This is a genomic window from Parashewanella tropica, from assembly GCF_004358445.1.
GTDB classification, from domain to species: Bacteria; Pseudomonadota; Gammaproteobacteria; order Enterobacterales; family Shewanellaceae; genus Parashewanella; species Parashewanella tropica.
The window spans coordinates 2,467,589-2,487,085 of the sequence record NZ_CP037951.1 but is presented as its reverse complement, the minus strand read 5'-3'; the positions used below and the strand labels follow the sequence as shown (position 1 = coordinate 2,487,085).

At 39.9% G+C, this 19,497-nt stretch carries 20 protein-coding genes; 8 read left to right on the top strand and 12 right to left on the bottom strand.

Annotation, left to right across the window (positions count from 1 at the left end):
* The 3 genes from E2H97_RS10940 to E2H97_RS10930 all read left to right on the top strand — a co-directional run bounded on the left by E2H97_RS10940 (position 1) and on the right by E2H97_RS10930 (position 6,138).
* A complete protein-coding gene (locus E2H97_RS10940; protein WP_133407174.1) occupies positions 1-3,171 on the top strand; it encodes an efflux RND transporter permease subunit in 3,171 nt (1,056 codons plus the stop codon).
* A 150-nt stretch (positions 3,172-3,321) separates the two neighbouring features.
* Complete coding sequence (locus tag E2H97_RS10935; RefSeq protein ID WP_133407173.1) at positions 3,322-4,728, top strand: mannose-1-phosphate guanylyltransferase/mannose-6-phosphate isomerase; 1,407 nt, start codon at positions 3,322-3,324, stop codon at positions 4,726-4,728.
* A 3-nt stretch (positions 4,729-4,731) separates the two neighbouring features.
* Complete coding sequence (locus E2H97_RS10930; protein WP_133407172.1) at positions 4,732-6,138, top strand: phosphohexomutase domain-containing protein; 1,407 nt, start codon at positions 4,732-4,734, stop codon at positions 6,136-6,138.
* Here the strand turns inward: E2H97_RS10930 and E2H97_RS10925 are convergent.
* On the bottom strand, positions 6,119-6,883 hold the full coding sequence (locus E2H97_RS10925; RefSeq protein ID WP_133407171.1) for a DUF1223 domain-containing protein: 765 nt from the start codon (positions 6,881-6,883) through the stop codon (positions 6,119-6,121). The two genes, E2H97_RS10930 and E2H97_RS10925, sit on opposite strands and share 20 nt — an antisense overlap.
* Positions 6,884-7,023: 140 nt before the next feature.
* Between E2H97_RS10925 and E2H97_RS10920 the strand changes: the two genes are divergently transcribed.
* Entirely contained in the window at positions 7,024-7,560 is a 537-nt protein-coding gene (locus E2H97_RS10920) for an SRPBCC family protein (protein WP_133407170.1), read from the top strand.
* Between the two features lie 230 nt (positions 7,561-7,790).
* On the top strand, positions 7,791-10,043 hold the full coding sequence (locus tag E2H97_RS10915) for a fibronectin type III domain-containing protein (RefSeq protein WP_133407169.1): 2,253 nt from the start codon (positions 7,791-7,793) through the stop codon (positions 10,041-10,043).
* 63 nt (positions 10,044-10,106) lie between these two features.
* Here the strand turns inward: E2H97_RS10915 and E2H97_RS10910 are convergent, their stop codons facing one another.
* The 7 genes from E2H97_RS10910 to E2H97_RS10880 all read right to left on the bottom strand — a co-directional run bounded on the left by E2H97_RS10910 (position 10,107) and on the right by E2H97_RS10880 (position 13,315).
* Positions 10,107-10,910 (bottom strand): DODA-type extradiol aromatic ring-opening family dioxygenase, encoded by an 804-nt coding sequence (locus E2H97_RS10910; RefSeq protein ID WP_133407168.1) that lies wholly within the window; start codon positions 10,908-10,910, stop codon positions 10,107-10,109.
* A 161-nt stretch (positions 10,911-11,071) separates the two neighbouring features.
* Positions 11,072-11,572, bottom strand: coding sequence for a hypothetical protein (locus E2H97_RS10905; RefSeq protein ID WP_133407167.1), 501 nt, complete (start codon positions 11,570-11,572; stop codon positions 11,072-11,074).
* Complete coding sequence (locus E2H97_RS10900; RefSeq protein ID WP_133407166.1) at positions 11,523-11,939, bottom strand: immunoglobulin domain-containing protein; 417 nt, start codon at positions 11,937-11,939, stop codon at positions 11,523-11,525. The genes E2H97_RS10905 and E2H97_RS10900 overlap by 50 nt, the downstream gene beginning before the upstream one ends.
* 5 nt (positions 11,940-11,944) lie before the next feature.
* Positions 11,945-12,307 (bottom strand): hypothetical protein, encoded by a 363-nt coding sequence (locus E2H97_RS10895; protein ID WP_133407165.1) that lies wholly within the window; start codon positions 12,305-12,307, stop codon positions 11,945-11,947.
* Entirely contained in the window at positions 12,304-12,603 is a 300-nt protein-coding gene (locus E2H97_RS10890; RefSeq protein WP_133407164.1) for a hypothetical protein, read from the bottom strand. The genes E2H97_RS10895 and E2H97_RS10890 overlap by 4 nt, the downstream gene beginning before the upstream one ends.
* Positions 12,600-12,908 carry a hypothetical protein gene (locus tag E2H97_RS10885; protein WP_133407163.1) on the bottom strand — a complete coding sequence of 103 codons (309 nt, stop codon included), beginning with the start codon at positions 12,906-12,908 and terminating at the stop codon, positions 12,600-12,602. Before E2H97_RS10885 ends, E2H97_RS10890 begins: the two co-directional genes overlap by 4 nt.
* Positions 12,909-13,018: 110 nt before the next feature.
* Positions 13,019-13,315 carry a hypothetical protein gene (locus tag E2H97_RS10880; protein WP_133407162.1) on the bottom strand — a complete coding sequence of 99 codons (297 nt, stop codon included), beginning with the start codon at positions 13,313-13,315 and terminating at the stop codon, positions 13,019-13,021.
* A 452-nt stretch (positions 13,316-13,767) separates the two neighbouring features.
* On the opposite strand from E2H97_RS10880, the gene E2H97_RS10875 reads away from it, so the two are divergent.
* The 3 genes from E2H97_RS10875 to E2H97_RS10865 all read left to right on the top strand — a co-directional run bounded on the left by E2H97_RS10875 (position 13,768) and on the right by E2H97_RS10865 (position 15,249).
* Positions 13,768-14,214, top strand: coding sequence for a hypothetical protein (locus E2H97_RS10875; RefSeq protein WP_133407161.1), 447 nt, complete (start codon positions 13,768-13,770; stop codon positions 14,212-14,214).
* An 11-nt stretch (positions 14,215-14,225) separates the two neighbouring features.
* Entirely contained in the window at positions 14,226-14,594 is a 369-nt protein-coding gene (locus E2H97_RS10870) for a hypothetical protein (protein WP_133407160.1), read from the top strand.
* Between the two features lie 307 nt (positions 14,595-14,901).
* Entirely contained in the window at positions 14,902-15,249 is a 348-nt protein-coding gene (locus E2H97_RS10865; RefSeq protein WP_133407159.1) for an immunoglobulin domain-containing protein, read from the top strand.
* A gap of 128 nt (positions 15,250-15,377) precedes the next feature.
* Here the strand turns inward: E2H97_RS10865 and mtnP are convergent, their stop codons facing one another.
* The 4 genes from mtnP to E2H97_RS19000 are packed head-to-tail and all read right to left on the bottom strand — an operon-like array spanning position 15,378 to position 19,458.
* The gene (mtnP, locus tag E2H97_RS10860) at positions 15,378-16,226 is read right to left on the bottom strand and encodes an S-methyl-5'-thioadenosine phosphorylase (protein WP_133407158.1); all 849 of its coding nucleotides are present in this window, start codon (positions 16,224-16,226) and stop codon (positions 15,378-15,380) included.
* 21 nt (positions 16,227-16,247) lie between these two features.
* Positions 16,248-16,667, bottom strand: a complete 420-nt coding sequence (locus E2H97_RS10855) for an arsenate reductase ArsC (protein WP_133407157.1) — start codon at positions 16,665-16,667, stop codon at positions 16,248-16,250.
* Between the two features lie 38 nt (positions 16,668-16,705).
* Positions 16,706-17,623 (bottom strand): radical SAM protein, encoded by a 918-nt coding sequence (locus E2H97_RS10850; RefSeq protein ID WP_133407156.1) that lies wholly within the window; start codon positions 17,621-17,623, stop codon positions 16,706-16,708.
* Positions 17,623-19,458 (bottom strand): DUF2064 domain-containing protein, encoded by a 1,836-nt coding sequence (locus E2H97_RS19000; RefSeq protein WP_133407155.1) that lies wholly within the window; start codon positions 19,456-19,458, stop codon positions 17,623-17,625. The genes E2H97_RS10850 and E2H97_RS19000 overlap by 1 nt, the downstream gene beginning before the upstream one ends.
* Between the last annotated feature and the right edge of the window lie 39 nt (positions 19,459-19,497).

The window sequence follows — 19,497 nt, the reverse complement described above, 5'->3', positions numbered from 1 at the left end:
ATGAGTAGCCAAGAACAATCCAAGGCACCCTCGTTTTTTCAACGCTTCTTTTTCTTAAAAACGACGTTTGCCAAATTATTATTACTGATCATCATTGTTGGTGGCTGGCTATCAGCTTCCAACATGGTAAAAGAATCTCAACCTGATTTAGAAATCGCTTCTGCGACGGTTACAACCACATGGGCTGGTGGTGATGCGCAAAGTATTGAACAAACGGTTACGAATAAGCTTGAGAAAGAACTCAAAACCCTTAAAGGCTTAAAAACCATTCAGAGTGGTTCCTTTACGGGCTATTCAGTAATCAATGTTGAGTTTAAATCCAATGTTGATGCTAAAGATGCCATGACACGCTTGCGTGGCAAGGTAAGTGCTGCTGAAGGTGACTTACCCAAAGCGGCTGATAAACCTAAAGTCGTTCAAGCGAGTGTTAGTGATAAGCCTATCTTTAGTATTCGCTTGCATGGCGACAAACCTCTTTCGGAGTTAACCAGTTTAGCGAAAACCATTAAGCATCAGTTTGAACGTGTTTCTGGTGTAAATAAAACAGAAATTACCGGTGACCGTGATGACATCGTCATGGTTCGTTTGATTGGCTCACGCCTGAATGCGCTTGGTATTTCTCCTGTCGATGTTCGCAATGCACTACAAGCGGCTAACTTGGATATGCCTTGGGGACGCTTTGACGGTGAACAAATTGGTGCGACGTTCCGAATTGCAGGACGCTTTAGAAGTGTCGAGCAATTACAAAATCTCCCAATTAAGCGTTTTGAGCAAAATCGTGTCGTCCTGTTAAAAGAAGTGGCTGAAGTTAAAAGAACAGCCGCAGAAGAGCGTACGCGTACTTTCTTTAGTTCAGGTGGTAAAGACTTCACTCGTGCCGTTGGTGTTTCAATCACTAAGCAGCCGGGAACAGATGCAATTGAAATTATCGATAACACTAAACAAGTTCTTGATGATTTAAAAGCGAGCCCTGAATGGCCAAAAGGCGTTGATGCTTCAATTGTTGTTGATGAATCTACCAATATTCATCGTGATTTGATGAATGTATTCAACAATGGTTGGCAATCAGTGATTGCTGTATTTGTCGTGCTTTTGATCAGCTTAACTTGGCGTGAAGCGTTAATTGCAGGTCTTGCCATTCCGATTTCTTTCGCTGGTGGCTTAATCATAATTGCTGGATTTGGTTACTCTCTTAACCAGATCGTGATCATTGGTATGGTTATCGCACTTGGCTTGCTTGTGGATGTATTCATCATGATGATGGAAGGCATGCACGATAATATGTTCGTTAAGGGCAAGAACTTTGGTCAATCAGCCCTTGCAACCGTAAAAACTTACGGGATACCGGCATTAACGGGACAGTTGACGACCATTTTGGCAATGGCTCCATTGCTGGGTATTTCAGGTATGGTGGGTAAGTTCATTCGCTCAATGCCGATGACGGCTATCGCCTGTTTGATTGCCTCTTATATTGTTGCATTGCTACTTTGCGTACCATTATCTAAATACCTACTACCTAAAGCGGGCACTAAGCTTCAAAAAACCAAAGTCGATAAAATCACTGAAACATACAGCGATAAGTTAGCTAATTTATTAGAGAAACGCTTTTTAAGTTCTAAAAAAGTGGCATTAACTTGGATAGGCATTGCGGTTACTGCTTTCGTGGCGAGTTTAATGGCGTTGAGTACCTTACCTTCGGAAATGATGCCAAAAGCCGATGGTCGCAATATGGGTATTTTAGTTGAAATGGCACCAACGACTTCTTTGCTAGAAGCTCAACAATGTGCCACTGCTGTCGGTGATAAACTGAGACAGCAACCTTACTTTGAAAGCGTCACTGAAAACGTAGGTCAGAAAAGTCAGTTTAGTATGACTTCTCCATCGGATCAGTTATTGCCTTCTAAATCACTGGGTTTTGTTGGATTTACCACGATTTTTGTACCTAAGAGTGACCGAGAAAAACTAGCTTATCAATATGTGCCTGAAATCAGTAAAGCAATTGATAGTGCGATTGATTCATGCCCTGGTGGCAAAGTATTAATTACACCTGAGTTAGGTGGTGCAGGCTCAGAATCGCCAGTACAGATCCAAATCGAAGGCGATGATATGGCGCAGCTTAGAACCATCGCCAATCAAGTCATTGACGATTTGAAATCCATCAAAGGTGCAACGAACGTTCGTCATAACTTAGGCTTACCAAACATTGAGTTTAAAGCAACGCCGAAAATGGAAGCCTTAAACTTTTACGGTATTAGCCTTGAAGATTTAGCTAACCAGACTCGCTTGTTAATGACTAGCGACAAGGTAGGTAAATTCGTATTGGGTGGCATTAAAGAAGATATTGATATCTTTATGGGTTACTCATGGCCAAGTCGTAATGGTGAAATTGGTGGACCAACAAGTCTTTATGAAACTAACTTGCTTAATATTACCTTGCCTGATGGTCGTAGCGTACCGTTATCTGAGCTTATCAATATTGAGCTAAGAGAATCAGCCACTGCAATTTTGCATAAAGACAGTAAACGTACCGTTACCGTTCTTGCCGATACCGATAACAGAACGGCCAGCGAAATTAATGCCGATTTAGAGCCGATGCTACAAAAGCAAATGAAGTCTTGGCCACAAGGATATAAATTCCGTTTTGGTGGTGAAGCAGAAAGCTCTAAAGAGGTGTTTGGATCTGCCGGTGTAATGTTGGTGCTTGCGTTGTTCTTAGTATTTGCGCTACTTGTGCTTCAGTTTGATAGCTTTAAGCAGCCGGGTATTGTAATGGCGGCTATTCCACTGGCATTAACAGGTACTTTCTTTGGTTTCTATTTGCTGAGTATGCCGTTCTCGTTTATGGCGATGGTGGGGATCATTGCTTTGATTGGTATCGTGGTGAACAACTCAATTGTAATGATTGATACCATGAATACTTATCGTAAAAACGGTATGTCTGCACTTGAAGCGTCAGCAAGAGGCGCCGCAGATAGATTACGTCCAATTTTAACTACATCGCTAACCACTGTTGCAGGTATGGTTACATTGGCAATTGGTCAAAAAATGTGGTTACCGCTTTCTTGGGCAATCATCAGTGGTTTGACGCTATCTACCATCTTGGCACTGTTCATCGTACCGTGTTTGTACTTTGTCATTCCAAGTGACACTTCTGAGGAAGAAGCTGTTTAATCTTAAATAGTTAGTCAATATTCGAAAAGCCCAGAACATGCAAATGTACAGGGCTTTTTTTATTCTTTCTTTACCTTAGTTGAAATAAAACCTATCACTTACGTGTCTTTTTTATAAGTTACATTTTTGTAAATTACAGTGAGACATGGGATGGCTAATATTCGACCGATAATAATGGCTGGAGGTTCAGGCACTCGACTTTGGCCGCTTTCACGCCAGTTTTTTCCAAAGCAGTTTTTATCGCTAGACGGTGAAACCACTTTGATGCAATCCACACTCAATCGATTGGCTTCAATTCCTCATCAAACGCCCACCATTATTTGTAATTCACAACATCGATTTATCGTTGCTGAGCAGCTCAGGGCCTCTTCTTCTCAAGCCGATATTATACTAGAGCCTTATGGTAGAAATACTGCTCCCGCAGTAGCCTTAGCTGCATTCCATGCTCTCGATTTTGGCGAAGACCCTGTTTTGCTCATTTTGGCGTCGGATCACATTATTAAAAATGAGCCAGCATTTGTGTCTGCTGTAGAAAAAGCAAACCATTTAGCTGAGCAGGGCAATTTAGTGACCTTTGGTGTTGTCCCCACAAAAGCAGAAACCGGCTTTGGTTATATCAAGCTGGGTCAGGCTGTCGAGAAAGGTTTTGAAGTGGCACATTTTGTAGAAAAGCCTGACTTAGAAACGGCAAAATTATACTTTGAAAGTAAACAATATCACTGGAATAGTGGCATGTTTATGTTTAAAGCCAGTGTTTACCTAAATGAATTAGAATCTTACCGACCTGATATCTACAAAGTATGTAAAGCCGCATTTGAAACCCAAAAATCCGATATTGATTTTTATCGATACGACAGTGACATTTTTGAGTCTTGCCCTGATGAATCCATTGATTATGCGGTGATGGAAAACACTAAAGCTGCGGTAGTTGTGCCATTGGATGCTCAATGGAGTGACGTAGGTAGTTGGTCATCGCTTTGGGACATCGAAGCTAAAGATGAACGTGGAAATGTATGTAAAGGCGATGTTTTAACACTTAATACCAATAATTCACTGATTTCTTCCAATGATAGGTTGGTGGCTACCATCGGCTTAGACGATGTGGTAATAGTGGATACTAAAGATGCGGTGTTAGTCTCTAAGCGAAGCGACGTACAACAGGTTAAACAAATTGTTGCAGAGTTAGATGCTCAAGGTCGTAAAGAAACTAAACATAACCGCGAAGTATACCGACCTTGGGGCAAGTATGACTGTATTGATGCTGGTGATCGTTTTCAAGTTAAGCGGATTACGGTAAAACCAGGGGCGAAACTATCGTTACAGATGCATCACCATAGAGCTGAGCATTGGGTCGTGGTAAAAGGTACGGCTAAGGTGACGAAAGACGATAAAGAGATTTTGCTTACAGAAAATCAATCTACTTATATCCCAGTAGGAAGTGTTCACGCTTTAGAAAACCCAGGTTTAGTAAATCTTGAATTGATAGAAGTACAGTCAGGTTCTTATCTAGGTGAAGATGATATTGTTCGTTACAAAGATGATTACGGAAGAGCTTAAAACATGCCATTAACCTGCTTTAAAAGTTATGATATTCGTGGTCGATTAGGTACAGAATTGAATGAAAACATCGCCTACGATATTGGTAGAGCTTATGCGAGAGTGATTAAACCGAAATCAGTCGTAATTGGCGGAGATGCGAGGGCGACGAGTGAATCATTAAAGTTGGCATTAAGCCAAGGTTTACAAGCTGAAGGCGTCGATACCATTGATATTGGGCTGGTCGGTACTGAAGAAATTTACTTTGCAGTTCCCCACCTTAATGCTGGCGGCGGTATTATGGTGACCGCCTCTCATAATCCTATCGACTACAACGGGATGAAGTTAGTACGTGAGCAAAGTATTCCTTTGTCTGGCGGTACTGAATTATTAGCCATCAAATCACTCGCAGAAACTAAACCATGGAAAGATGAAATCACGGAAGATGCTTGTTTGGGCTCTTACCAAGTTCAATCTATTTTAGCTCCTTATGTACAGCACCTTCTGAGCTATATCGATGTATCTAAACTAAGACCACTAAAGCTGGTTGTTAACTCTGGTAATGGTGCAGCAGGTCATGTGATAGATGCCCTTGAAGGTCAATTTGAAAGGCTTGATGTGCCAATTGAGTTTATCAAAGTATTTCATGAGCCAGATGAAACCTTTCCAAATGGTATTCCCAACCCGATATTAATCGAGAATCGTCAAGTTACGATTGATGCTGTTTTGGCTCACAAGGCAGACTTTGGCATTGCATGGGATGGTGATTTTGATCGTTGTTTTTTATTTGACGAAACAGGGCAGTTTATTGAAGGGTATTATATCGTCGGACTTCTAGCTGAAATGTTTTTACAGAAAAGCAGTGGCGAGCCAATCATTCACGATCCAAGGCTTATTTGGAATACCCAAGATATTGTAAAAAATGCTGGTGGTCAGCCGATCATGAGTCAAACGGGTCACGCTTTTATTAAAGAGCGAATGCGAGCCGAAAACGCAATATACGGTGGAGAAATGTCAGCCCATCACTACTTTAGGGATTTCCACTATTGTGATTCCGGTATGATCCCTTGGTTACTGGTTGCAGAGTTATTATCGATCAAAGAACAGCCATTATCAGAGATGGTTTCTGAACGGATCTCCCATTATCCATCTTCAGGTGAAATCAATTTAAAAATCATAGATCCTGAATTAGCAAAGCGATCAGTATTAGCTGAATTTGGTTCGCAAGCTATTGAGGTCGATAACACTGACGGTATTTCTATGACTTTTGCTGATTCGGGAAAACAATGGCGATTTAACCTGCGATGCTCCAATACAGAGCCACTGGTTCGTCTAAATCTTGAATCAAGGGCTGATAAGCGCTTAATGCAAGAAAAGACAAAAGAATTACTGAGTTTCCTTACTCAATTTTCTATAGATAAGGAGTGCTGAGCCAATCGCCAACGGCCTGGATGGCCTTTCCTTTGTATTCAACCCATACAACCCAAGCTAATTTAGGCGCTTGCTTTGATGATTTGGGTATAGCAGGCAAGGCTTCACTGACACTGAAGTTATTATTGAGGTTAAAGCCACTGAGTGTTAATGCGACAAAGTCTTGCTGAAGCGTCTTATTGCGATTTTCTCCTCGTGTGATTGGAGTGTGATAGCCACTTCCAATCAATGATACATAGAGCTTGTAATCCTGAGAGTTAAGCCCATTTTTATCAGATGGTTTAAATTGGGCTTTAAGGTTACTTCGGCTAATCTCAACCTTTAATTTCCCAACGTCTTTGCTAGGTAATTCTGTTATTTGCTTTACGTTTCTCTCGAACCAACCACGCCATTCATGACCATTAACCACAAACTCAGGGGTGTAGACTTGTCTAATGTTCAGAGCATTTAAATGCTTATATTGACGTTTACTAAATTGGCGTTGCGAAAAAGGATCTTTCCAACCTAGATAATTCCAATAGGTGACATGAAAGGCGATAGGGAAGTAGCGCTGCCATAATTGCTTGTTGTCGACAAAAGAGGAGATCCAAGTTTCAGCTGGTGGGCAACTATTACAACCTTGGGATGTGTATAGCTCCATGAATACAGGGGACTCAGCACTACTTTCTTTAGAGAAACTCTCTAGTGTCTGGCTGTGTATAAAGCCACTAAAACCAAGAAGTCCTGCAAATATTATCCACTTCATAATTCTTCTCTTTTATTGACATACACATCAACAGACCTGAAGGGGAGATAAGAAATTTCATTGTCAAAATACCCGCTTGCACAAAATCCGATATTCTGTACCTTATACACAACCATAATCTACCGATAAAGGATAAAAAAATGCTAAAAAAAATATCAATCGGGATTCTAATTGTCATTGCTATTCCATTCATCGCCGCTTTATTTATCAAAACACATTATGAAGTCGAACGTAGTGTGGTTATCAATAAACCTGTCAGCAAAGTGTTCTCGTATGTGAAATTACTGCAAAACCAAAATAATTATGCAACATGGGGAATGCTAGACCCAAACATTAAACGCTCTTATTCAGGGGTAGATGGCACTGTTGGGTTTGTCTCAAAATGGGAAAGTGACAACCCCGATGTAGGTGTAGGCGAACAAGAAATAACAAGCATTACGCCTAATAAGCGTATTGAGTTCGAATTAAGATTTATTAAACCATTCGTAGCAACATCACCCGCTTATATGACAACATCTCAAAGTGGTGATAATAGCACTAAAGTCAGCTGGGGATTCAAAGGGCATTTAGATTATCCAATGAATATCATGTTCCTGTTCATTGATTTTGAAACTCAAATTGGTAACGACTTACAGCAAGGCTTGAATAATTTGAAAGAGAATCTTGATAAAAGATAAGTTTTTCTTTTTAGAATCAAGTCAATATATAGCTAAAAGGTAGTTTTTTGACTGTTTTTCAGCCATTTTTAGTATGTCATTCATAATAACCCGACATGATCCTGAAACCATTACGTTTTATTCCTTAAAAATTAAGACTGTTAATTTTTACATTGTTAATTTTATGTAAACTATATCTAGCCAGCTCATTTATGTGCTGGCTTTTATGTTTTCATGGACAGAGGTTAACAATGGGTTTTGAAAAAAAGTATTTATCATTAATGTTGATTCCAACATTGGCGGCTTGTGGAGGAGGGGGAGGATCTGACAAATCAAACTCAACTCCAACAGGGGCTAAGCTATCGGAAGTTGCTAAAGCCTCTGCGATAGTTGATGGAAATAATATTAAGCTAAATTGGGATATACCAAGCGACGATAAAGTTAAACAAATTCATATAAACCGAAAAGATGGGAAGTTAGCCCCAGATACATGCGAGCAAAGTAAAGGAGATGCTTTTGCTCGATTAGATAAGAACACTCAGCATACATTCACCTCCTTAATACCTGGGAAGGAATACAGTTTCCGCATCTGCACATCTGATGGTGAAAATGTCTCTACTGGTATTACTGCTAATTTAACGGCTTTAAAAGTTAGCATTGAAGATGTTTCTAACTTGCAGGCAAATGCAGGAGAAGGTTTTATCAATCTATCTTGGGACAAACCTAGTGCTGATCGTTATCTTTCATTAAAGTTAGCCTATGCCAAAGATAGCGAGATTCCTGTCGGTTGCAGTGCAGGACAAAGCCTGAAATTAGCGCATAACATTCAAGAGTATAAGCTCGATAATTTAGAGGGCAATGTTAGTTACAACATCCGTTTATGTTCTCTAGGTGCAGGTGATATTGCGAGTAGCGGTAAAACTGCACAAGCGACCACTCTTCCTATTCCGCCAGATCAAGATAAAGACGGTGTTATTGACTCTATTGATGTGGACGACGATAACGATGGATTGATTGAGATTTCTTCAGTCGAGATGCTCAATAATATTCGGAATAACCTCAATGGTACAGGTTATCACGATGGTACCGAGAACAAGAGTGATGGGTGTGTTGCATCAGGCTGTAATGGCTATGAATTAACCAAAAGCCTTGATTTTTCAGGTACAAAATATGCCGAAGGTGGCGACCTAAATGGTGGCTGGCAACCTATTGGAAATAAATACCCAAGCAATATGTTTGATGGGATATTCGAGGGAAATAATTTTAAAATTTCCAATTTATACATCAATAGATCAGAACATGCTTTAGGACTATTTGGTTTCTCAAGAAACGCTAACATTCGAAACTTAACCTTAGACGCTGTTAATATCAATGGTTTTATCGATCCAAATGATAGCGCTATCAGGGCACGTTATGTAGGAGGAGTCGTAGGTTACATAGCATCACCAAATCAAGGTTCAATATCTGGATTTACTCAAATTAAAAATGTTTCTGTTAATGGAAAAGTGGCAAGCCAGACGGGAGCCGCAGGAGCTTTAATTGGTGAAGTTCGTCCATCATACTACTTATTCGAGTTTTGCTCTAAAACACCTTGCAGTGACACCGAAATCTTTAAGCCTTCGGTTACTATTGCTTTTTCTCATAGTGCTGGCAGTGTTGAATCTACTCGTGCTGGTGGCTTAGTTGGTATTATGGCTGGTGGTAGCATTATTTCATCTTACAGCAAAGCCAACGTTAAAGGACGTAGTTCAGGGATTGTTGGAGGTTTAGTTGGTGAGTTCAAAGTTGGGCAATCGAAAAACATCAACGGGCAAATGTCACTTCCCGGAAATGTGATACTCAGTAGCTTTGCTTTGGGAGAAGTGAGCGATGGCCATACGGTTGGAGGTATAGTGGGTTCGCAAGCGGCTAAAACTAAAATTATTTCTAGCTACTCAGCAAATCCTAAAGTGAATGCAAGCAGTACCGCAGCTGGTTTGGTTGCGCAATGGCGATTACAGTCTGGAACGGCTGATATGAAGCCAACTATCATCAATAGCTTAACTCGGAGCAGCCAAGTCAGTGGTGGAAGTTTTCATCATGGCTTGGTTTCGAAAAACTCTGGTACTGGAATACCTGCTCAGATTGTGAATAGTCATTGGGATAGAAATACAACTCGAGATGGAGTTGTACAATCGGGTTCTAATAATGTTTATGTTGTTCGCAGTATTGGAGGCTCTGGCTACACGAGTAATCAGCTAAAAGGTAATGAGGCTGTTACGGCAGAAACTCCCGGATTTTTACCAGGGCCATTACATCGAAACAATACCACTACTGATTCTCCATTTAGAAACTGGTTACCTGTGAGCGGACAACACTATTCAAGTGATCAAAAGCTGATGTTGTATTGTGATGATAATGCAGATGGAATGATTCAAGATTCTGAAACAACAGCTATATGGGATATGAGAAGCAATAATGATTATCCCGTTATCAACTGTGTTGCTAAAGATATTCAAATGTAGACGGTTACTTATAAGTCTTGAACAGTCGCTTTGGCGACTGTTTTTGTTGATTTATTTACAGTTCTAAGTTTGCCAGAAATACATACTTGTCTTCTTATTATTGATCTTCAAAGTATATGATTCTGTACATGCAGAATTCGCTACACCGTAACAAACATGCAAAGGCAATAGGTGATCTTCTCTAGGCTGGCAAAAGCGAGCTCCCGGTGCTTTTTCCCATTCGCATAGCTTCTTGACTCGCTCTTCTTCGGTGAAATTTTTATTAGAGCATGTATCCAATAACCAAGACTCAAAAGATTCATTCAGCATTTTTGTTTCTGTAGTATCGCGCTGAAAGTAAGCCTTCAAATTGTGAAAGGTAAAGCCTGATCCCACAATAAGAAGATTTCCATAGTCCAAATCTTGCAGAGCTTGACCTAGCCGTATGTGTTCAATCGGGCTTAAGTTATTCTTAAGTGATAACTGAACACAGGGAATATCGGCTTCTGGATACATTATTTTTAGTGGAACATAGAGGCCGTGATCAAAACCTCTTTCCTCATCAAGGTCAGAATCAATGCCTGAAATATTTAGTTTTTCGTGGATTTTCTTTGCAAGAGCAGGCTCTCCCCCACAAGGATATTTAATATTGTAAGCTTCCTCAGGAAATCCATAATAATCATAGATAATTGATGGTTCTGCATTGGCTGTAATTGTCGGTACTTTTTCTTCCCAATGTGCACTTATAACCAAAATAGCAGATGGCTTACGTAACATTGATGAAATGCTTTTTAAGCTGTTGAGCATTTCATCATGTGCCGAGTCACCTAAAAGTGGTAAAGGGCCACCACCATGCGACAAAAACAATATTTGATGCTTTGTACTCATAATTTCTCCGACTTAATTAAGGCAACAGCAGAAAAACACAAATTCAGTTTTTTGTCATCAATTATGTCTAGAATTATGCACTAAAAGACGCTCCAGTTTTGAGCTCACTTGAGTCAAATCTATACTTGCCGATAATCACGGAGAAGATAGCACTTTCGTGGTCACCACAAACTGTAATTACTGGCTGGTTTTATAACGGAGTGCACAGCCTTAGATAATCCTTTTAACGGATAACTGGCAAACGTAGTTCGGTTTGAATAAATGACATTGAGTTGTGCGGAGTAAGGATTATTTAAAATGTCATAATAGAAACTGTAGTAAACAAAATTCTCGATATCGCTTTGTTCCTTATCTATCCAAGAGTCATTTTTACAGGTCGAGTTTAAGCCTAATAAATTAGGAAGCTTACTATCCATTACCTGAAAGTCTAACAACATGGTTTGTTGATGGCCGTCTATACATGGTTTAGTGGTATCAACAAATGATAGTGAACAGTCAGTACCGTTTGTGCAACCAAAAAACATTTTGGCTCTGGTTGGTGAAGAAGGTGTTGCTATTTGTGCCTGTTCAGAGCCTATAACTCTCCAATTTTCAAAAGAATGAATGGTTGGTTCAGCCAATGCTGTACTGCTTATTACAGCTGCCAATAGTAATAGTTTCATGACTGTGTTCCCCTTTTTTGGTGACTTTAATACATGCTGGATTACTGACTTCGCTGAAAAATCTGTGTTGATTGGGATCGTAATAAGTGATGTAGCACTCTACTTCGATCTCACCTATCTTACTGGTTGCGGGTCCTCTTAACAGTATTCCAGTCGCCGTGGAATACACTCCAAAAGGTAAATTTACCACAGTGTAATCTTGCTTGTTTATAGTGTAATTCGGAGTAAAGGGACTGCCGTGCGTATCGCAATTTACGTTCACCGTTCCTCCAACACTTGTCGTTTGCTCTAGGGGAGAAATTGTTAATTTTGGAATATCGGCATATACACCTGTCGTCAGCAATGCTGTGAGTAATATAGCTTTCATAATGTTTACCTCTCATAAACTGGGTTATAGAGCCGAATGTCACTGCTGTAGCTATTAGCTTCCCCCAAACTTTTCTTATGAAAAAAAAGAGTGATAGCTTTACATAGAGAGTCTTGAATATTTTTAGATCTGTATGGAGGATGCAATCGCAGAGCCGGTTGCTGGATCTGACAATATACGCCTGTTCCTTGCGTGCGTACTATCGAAAAGGTGATTTGTTCTATTCTCCCTTCAATTTGGATGCTAAATGTGAACTTCCCTCCCTTTGGACCTTTTGCCAAAGCATTTTCTAAAATATCATCATGCTCTGGTGAGTAGTACATCATTGGTGTTTGTTCGTTGATGTAAATTAGTGGTGGTAAGCTCATACTAGTAACTCTATTTTAAAAGGCAGTAGGAAATGCAGTGCCACTTGAGCGTGATTATTCAAACACTGAATTACTTTCCAAGTAACTTCATTAAATTGTTCTCTGGTGGCTGATACATTTACGCCATGGGAAAAAGTCGCTAAGGCTGTCGAACCAAGCCCTATCGGTAAATAGGTAAATATCATGGAGGGACTTTTGACCATGAAGATACATGCTTTGAATGCTAGATATGTGGTTAATTGGTTATCGGATTGGTTTTGCCGTGGTGGGGACGCAAACGATAATTGAGCACTCATATCATTACTTCCAATGGTGGAGGGACGATTGCCCTGATTGAGTCAAATGCCATTTCAGAAAGCCATTTACTCATTGCGCTTTTAGGGAATTGTTCTTGTGGCTTAGGTTCAGCCATAGCGTGAAAGAATGCAGCCAATGCGGATGTTGCTAATGCTACCGGCAACTTTGTGAATGAAACACTAGGCAAATTGATAAAAAAGACAGCATGAGCTAGCAGTAACCTTGTTTCAGGTGATAATGATTTCTGGTCATAAGTGTTCGCAGGTGGCGACGCGATTGGAATACCTATGGGGGCAACGCTCATAATTTTCCTCTTTTCTAATTATTGTGCTTTTACATTGATAAAAGCAGTATTACTAATCACATTGATATAACTGTTGCGATCAATACTCCATAACAAGGCATGACATTGCACTACGATAAATCTTGGCTGTGCATCGATGTTGGTATAAACCAATGCTCCTTGATTAGAAATACTGAAACCAGAAGGTAAATTCGTAGAGTAGAAGAGTATGAAGTCCCATTGATGTAATAATTGGGTAAAAGACTTCTCATATCAATTCTTGCACAATTCATATCTGTTTGAGTACCCAAGTCGATGCTTTGGTAAGTGGGTTCCAGAATTAATTGTGGTTCCGGTAATTTGTCTTTTGGTAAAGGCTGCGCCAGTAAACTAGTGGTAATTAATGAAGTAAGTAATAGTAGTTTCATGGTAGTTACTCCTTTACTGATTGCAGTATTTATTCACTAACCATTTATGTTATGGGTTTAGGCGGGTATCTAGCTTAGACTTTATCACTACTGCATTACTGTTTAGTAGATAATTTATACAAAGGGGAAGTAAAAAACTATTTTGTTCAGCTGGACGTAAGTTAACTCATTTAGCTAATAACTAAAGAAATGCATCATACTTAAGCCAGAAATGTCAAAGCTATACCTTGCTACTTATCTAGGGTATTGAAATCTGAATTTAAATCACACCCTATTGATAAGAAACATACTTACGTTAAGTCTTCATACAGCTATGTTTGATACATTTTGAATTAAAGTTAGCGTGTTTATTAGAGGTTTTTTGTCGGTTTAAAAATTATCGTTTAAACGAAAAGTTAACACTTCTCGTGGTATAGCCATGCGGTAAAGGTCTATATAGAGATATACACACCATGAAAACTTTACTTTTAATCACAGCTGTTACGACGACGGCTGTTGCATCCCCTGTTAAGATAGGGGATTGGTATTTTGCGAAAACCGATAGCATAAATATGGCTTATTCGTTTGCCAAAAATAATCCCACACATGAATTTGCTTTTGGGTGCGATTTAAAAGGCTCTAATTGTCAAATATTGTACACGGATAACAAAAATTGTAACGAGAGCGATACCCAGCTGATTTATTTAGAAGGGCAAAATTACCCCTTTGAAACCGTCTGTAAATCAAACGCGTGGTATGGAGACAAGCAGACTGATCAAATTGTTAAAATATTCGATACCGACACCAGTGATACCATCATAATTGGAACATTGACTAATCCTGATGCGTTCAGTACGAATGGTGCCAAGCCGAGTGTAAATGCAGTGATCACACCTGAGAGTAATTACAATCAGAAGTAAGGGTAACGGCAATGAAAATATTAATATTACTGGTTGCACTTGCTGGTAGCGTTCAGGCCGAATCAAATCCAGATGCACCACGACTAATCATTGATAAAACGCAACGATACGCCCACTTAGGTCAAACCATTCAAATTAATTGTAATGAGCATGGTAAATCATTTATCCCTGATTACATCATCAACGGTAAGAATTATATTCTACCTAGCTTACCTTACGGCTTTGCACAAACTGCGACAGGGATTCAGTATACTGTTCAAAAAGCCCCCGACTATCTACAAATTCAATGTTTCGTAAATTATTTTGATACCAAAGCAGGGCGCGTAGGAGTTTCAATCAGTAACAGTCTGGAAATTATGGTTTTACCAACAGGAGACTAATTATGAAAGGCTTTAGTATTCCATTAAAAGGGTTTATCTAAAGCCGTTTATTACGCAACTTAAATAGGAATCAATCAAAGGCAATTAATGGCTTAGACGGTATTGATAACGAGATTGCACAAAAATTCTATGGTGTAGATAGAAAGACTTTACTTAAAACAGAAATCAGAGGTCAACTCTACACGCTGTTAAAAATAAAGGGTATATATCAAATGCTCGGTGAGCATGAAGGTTACATTAAGCGAACGATTGCCACAAAAATCGTGGCTTTTTTAAATAATGATAACTAGTTATTGGAGTAATCACCATGAAAGCATTATTTCTGTTGACATTACTTGTCTCCGCAAGTGTTTTTGCTGCTGCGCCTAAAATAACCCTTGAACCCCGTCAAGTACATATCAAAAAAGATCAGACAGCGAATTTGACTTGTGAGGTTCCAAATTCAGATCTATTGCCTCAATATTTTATAGATTTTAAATTTACCAACGAATTACCTAAAGGGTTCACCCAAACACCAAAAGGGATCGAATATACTGCGGATGTGGATAAAGGTTGGAAAATAGTTCAGTGTTATATCGTATATTGGGATAAGCAAGCACAGCGCTATGGCAACGCAATTAGCAATGGAGCCGAAATTTTTATTTCGCCAAATTAAGCTCAACCATAATATCGCTAATAATTAACCAATATACAGTGATATTGAAGGAAGCCTTTTCAGGTTCAAGCTTCCAACGGTGATTTAACTTATAAAATAATCAAGACTTTTGGGAAGAGTGCAAAAATCTAAGCAGACAATACCTCAAACAATTGCTTATTTTCTTCAGACAAAACTTCAACTGGTGTTAACACAGCATTTTCAAGTGAGTGATTACAACGGCTTTGACAAACAGCTTGAGCTCCTTGAATGTAAGTAGCTAACACTAATTTTGCCTTTTCTAAACTAGTGCCGTAGCGACTGATCACTTGCTCAACCGTAACGTGATGAGCTGAATCGTCTTGCCAACAGTCGTAATCAGTTGCAATACCTATGGTGCAATAACAGATTTGGGCTTCTCTCGCTAAGAACACCTCGGGAACATTGGTCATTCCCACTAAATCAGCGTTTACCGCGTTCTTTAAGAATAAACTTTCAGATCTAGTGCCTAATCTTGGTCCATCAACACAAGCGTAGGTTTTGTTTCTGTGTAGGGTAATATCGCATTTGGCTGCGGCTTCAGATATTTTGTCGGCTAGGGAAGAGCAGGTAGGTTCTGCCGTTGAAACGTGAGCAACTAAACCATTCCCAAAAAATGTTTTTTCACGATGACCTTTTACGAAGTCAAAATACTGATCGGCAATGGCTAAGTCACCAGGCGCGACTTCTTGTTGAAGACTACCAACAGCAGAAAGCCCGATGATTTGTTTTACGCCTAGGCTTTTGAGTGCCCAAATATTGGCTTTGTAGTTTACCTCCGAGGGTAATAGCTGGTGGTTATTACCATGACGAGGCAAAAATAAAATTTCTTTACCATGAAAAACACCACGGACAATTTCAGTAGAAGGTTTGCCAAATGGCGTAGTGATCTCATGCTTTTCAACGGTAACCAGTCCGTCGATATTGTAAATGCCTGTGCCACCAATGATTGCTAACATGTTTATTCCTTATTCTTTTACTTAATTCAATCTAGATAAACCTGAAACCCAATTATGTATTTCATCTCTTACTCGACGGTAATGATTTAACGCTTCTTCGGTAGAGCTTGCTTCTTTTGCCAATTTAGGTGGATCGTCAAACTGACGTTTGATCAGCTGAGTTTCTTGAGTGAAAGTAGGGCAGTTGTTGGCTGCGTGTTCGCAAACCGCAACCACATAGTCAAAATCTTTATCGTGGTATTGATCAAGGGTGTTTGATTCATGAGTGCTGATATCAATACCGACTTCTTGCATTACTTGCACGGCTGATGGGTTAAGACCGTGAGATTCAACACCTGCTGAATAACAGTCAAATTGTTCTGCCAAGATTTTATTGGCAAAGCCATGAGCCATCTGACTACGGCAAGAGTTTCCTGTACATAAAAATAGAATGGATTTCATTACTTCTCTCCCGATAGTATTTATCTACAATTTTTCCATCACATCTCGCTACAACTGGCGCCATGGGCAAAGCAGCTGTAGCATCGATGGTGTTTAAGATTGACCTTTTTAGGCATACTTTCTTGCAGACTGTTACCCATAAAGTAATCAGGATCATCATCAACCAAAGTACATGCGTAAACCTGCAGTGCATTGCCTTTCTTAATGATCATCTTTGAGTTCGCACACATGTAGTTATTGCGCTGTTCTTCCGTCTGATAAGCCGTCATACAATGTGTGGTAATGTGCGGTACATGAGGCAATGAATTGGGCGGTAGAAAGTCTGGAAATGCCACAATGTTCATGTCTGCTGGTAAGCCATTAAGAACAAATAAATTTTGGAACTGTTTATCAACCTGAGCTTGATCTTCACCATTCTCAATATGCCTTGCTAAAGACACTGAAAAACCCTGTTCATGTAGCTTTCTCATGCCGATAAAGGCTTTGGTAAAATTACCATGGCCACGCCCTAAGTCGTGCTTGTGTTCATTAGGGGAGTCGATGCTTATACGAAACGAAATCGGGTGCTGATTTTTCGTTTTTAAAGCGATAAGCGCATCTAATCGCTTGAGTAGAGGTTCTGTACCGTTTGTGAGTACTAAACAAGGCTTGAATTGCGAGGCGTAGTCTAAGATGGCGATAATATCTTTGGCTAAGAAAGGCTCACCACCTGTAAACGAAAATTGCTCTACGCCCATTTCAATCGCTTCATCGATTAAAGGCATCACTTCTTCAAGTTTTGGTGACAGCAAGCGTTTGTCTGAAGGGCTAGAGCCCTCCAAGCAAAAATCACACTCTAAGTTGCATTTGGTTCCAGTATGAAACCACAACTCTTTTAGGGAGTGAGGTTGTATGTAGCCTCGTACATCACCTAAGGGCGTGTGTGTCCAATGATTCACTTGCTCTGCCGTACTCATTAGCAACAACTCTTTTTGGTAGTTTGTGTCGGTGCACAACAGCTCGCACTTGTGTTACTTAAGCTTTTTTGAAAGTCAAAATCAGCGCTTGTTCTCAGTGCTTGTGATTGATAGAAACCTAGGTGACCTTCACCTTCATCGGTAAACACGAAGTGTTGACTAAAGCGAGACTGCTTTAGGGTGTGCCATATATTTCCGCTAACGTGAGTAGTTACGCCACGTGTAAAACAAGTGGTGTCATCTATTTGCCATTCAGTTTCATGCTCAGCAATAGTGCCTAAATAGGTAACTTGCTGACCATAGTTTTGTGGTTGAGGCTCAAGGTGTTCTGCTTTAAATAAACGGTAAGTTGCAGATGTAAATTGGATATCTTTCAGCCTTGCAGCAAGCTCAGGGTTATCAATCGTTATGGCACGACTTGTCACTAATCTTGGTTCGGCAAAACCTACTTGTTTGGCGATATTTTCAAAGTCATTCCAATACAGCGCACCACTTAGACATTCTCCATATAGTAGTGGATCGTCAACTAATTGTTGAGGAACGCGTCTATCGGCATATACATCTGAAAAATAGATCTCACCACCAGGCTTTAGAATGCGAAAGACTTCTTTGAGTACCGCATGTTTATCTGGGCTTAAATTAATGACGCAGTTTGATATGACAATATCAATGCTGTTGTCAGGAATGTTAAGCTCGTTGAGTCTTTCAATGTAGCCTTTTAAAAAACGTGTGTTTGGCTCGGCGTAGCCAAATTTATGCTGGTGATACTCAATATGTTTGTTGGCAACAGCAAGCTGCTCATCAGTCATATCAACACCAATGACAGAACCAGTTTCGCCAACTAATTGGGCTAGGGCATAGCAATCACGTCCAGCACCACAGCCTAGATCAAGAATATGGCAACCTTCGAGAGATTCAGGAGTCACCAATCCACAGCCATAGTAACGGGTAAGTACCTCGTCATGGATGTTGGATAGTACGGTTTTCATTTGAGATGATAAGTCATCATCGGTGCAGCAAGCGTTGGTTTGAAGATCCTCCGAGCTTTCAAGTACTTTTCCATAATAATCTTTAACAACATTATGGGTGTTGTTATCTGAAACATTGGTTTCTGTGCTGGTACTACAGCATTGGGAATTCTGTGTCATTTTGAGAACATCCAAAGAAAATAAATCAGTAATTAAAGAAAGCAGGTATTGTCGCGCTGGACGTAAATCAGTTTGGAGATCTTGGTAGAGCTTTTTGATATCGGAGACATAATCAATATCGTAACCACTAAGGGCTGAAGTCACAGATAATTGATGAGTTTGGCACGCATTTTCCAGCTCTTTGCCAAGTGTGTTTGTACTCCATGAAAGCTGGCTGATATAAGGCCAAGGGTGATTATTTGCCATAATGACGACACCACCATCATCAGCATGGTTCAGTACGATATCATGGTCTTTGAGAGCCGACAGTGTTGATGAATAATGACTTTCACTCAAGATTGGGGCATCAGTACCTATGTAAAGGATTTGCTTATGTCCCTGACTTCTTAATGTTGAATCAATATAGTTAAGGCGCTTACCAAGATTACCTTCTTCTCCTAGTGGCAATTGCGACATCACCTCTGCTTCAGGTAATTGGGCTTGCATCCAGCGCTCATCTTGTTGATGAGCACACGCTAGCACAACATTACCTTTCCAAGTTTTTGCGTCTTCTATGGCGCAACTCAGTAAAGCTTTGGCAATCTCTAACGCATTTTCGGGGCTTGTACCTTCTGTTAGGCGTTGTTTGCCTTGGTGTAGCTTTGGTCTTTTACAGAAGACAACAAGTGTTGGTAGTGGTTTTATCATTAATTGTTAACCTAAAAACATCAGTTGAACGCTTTAAAA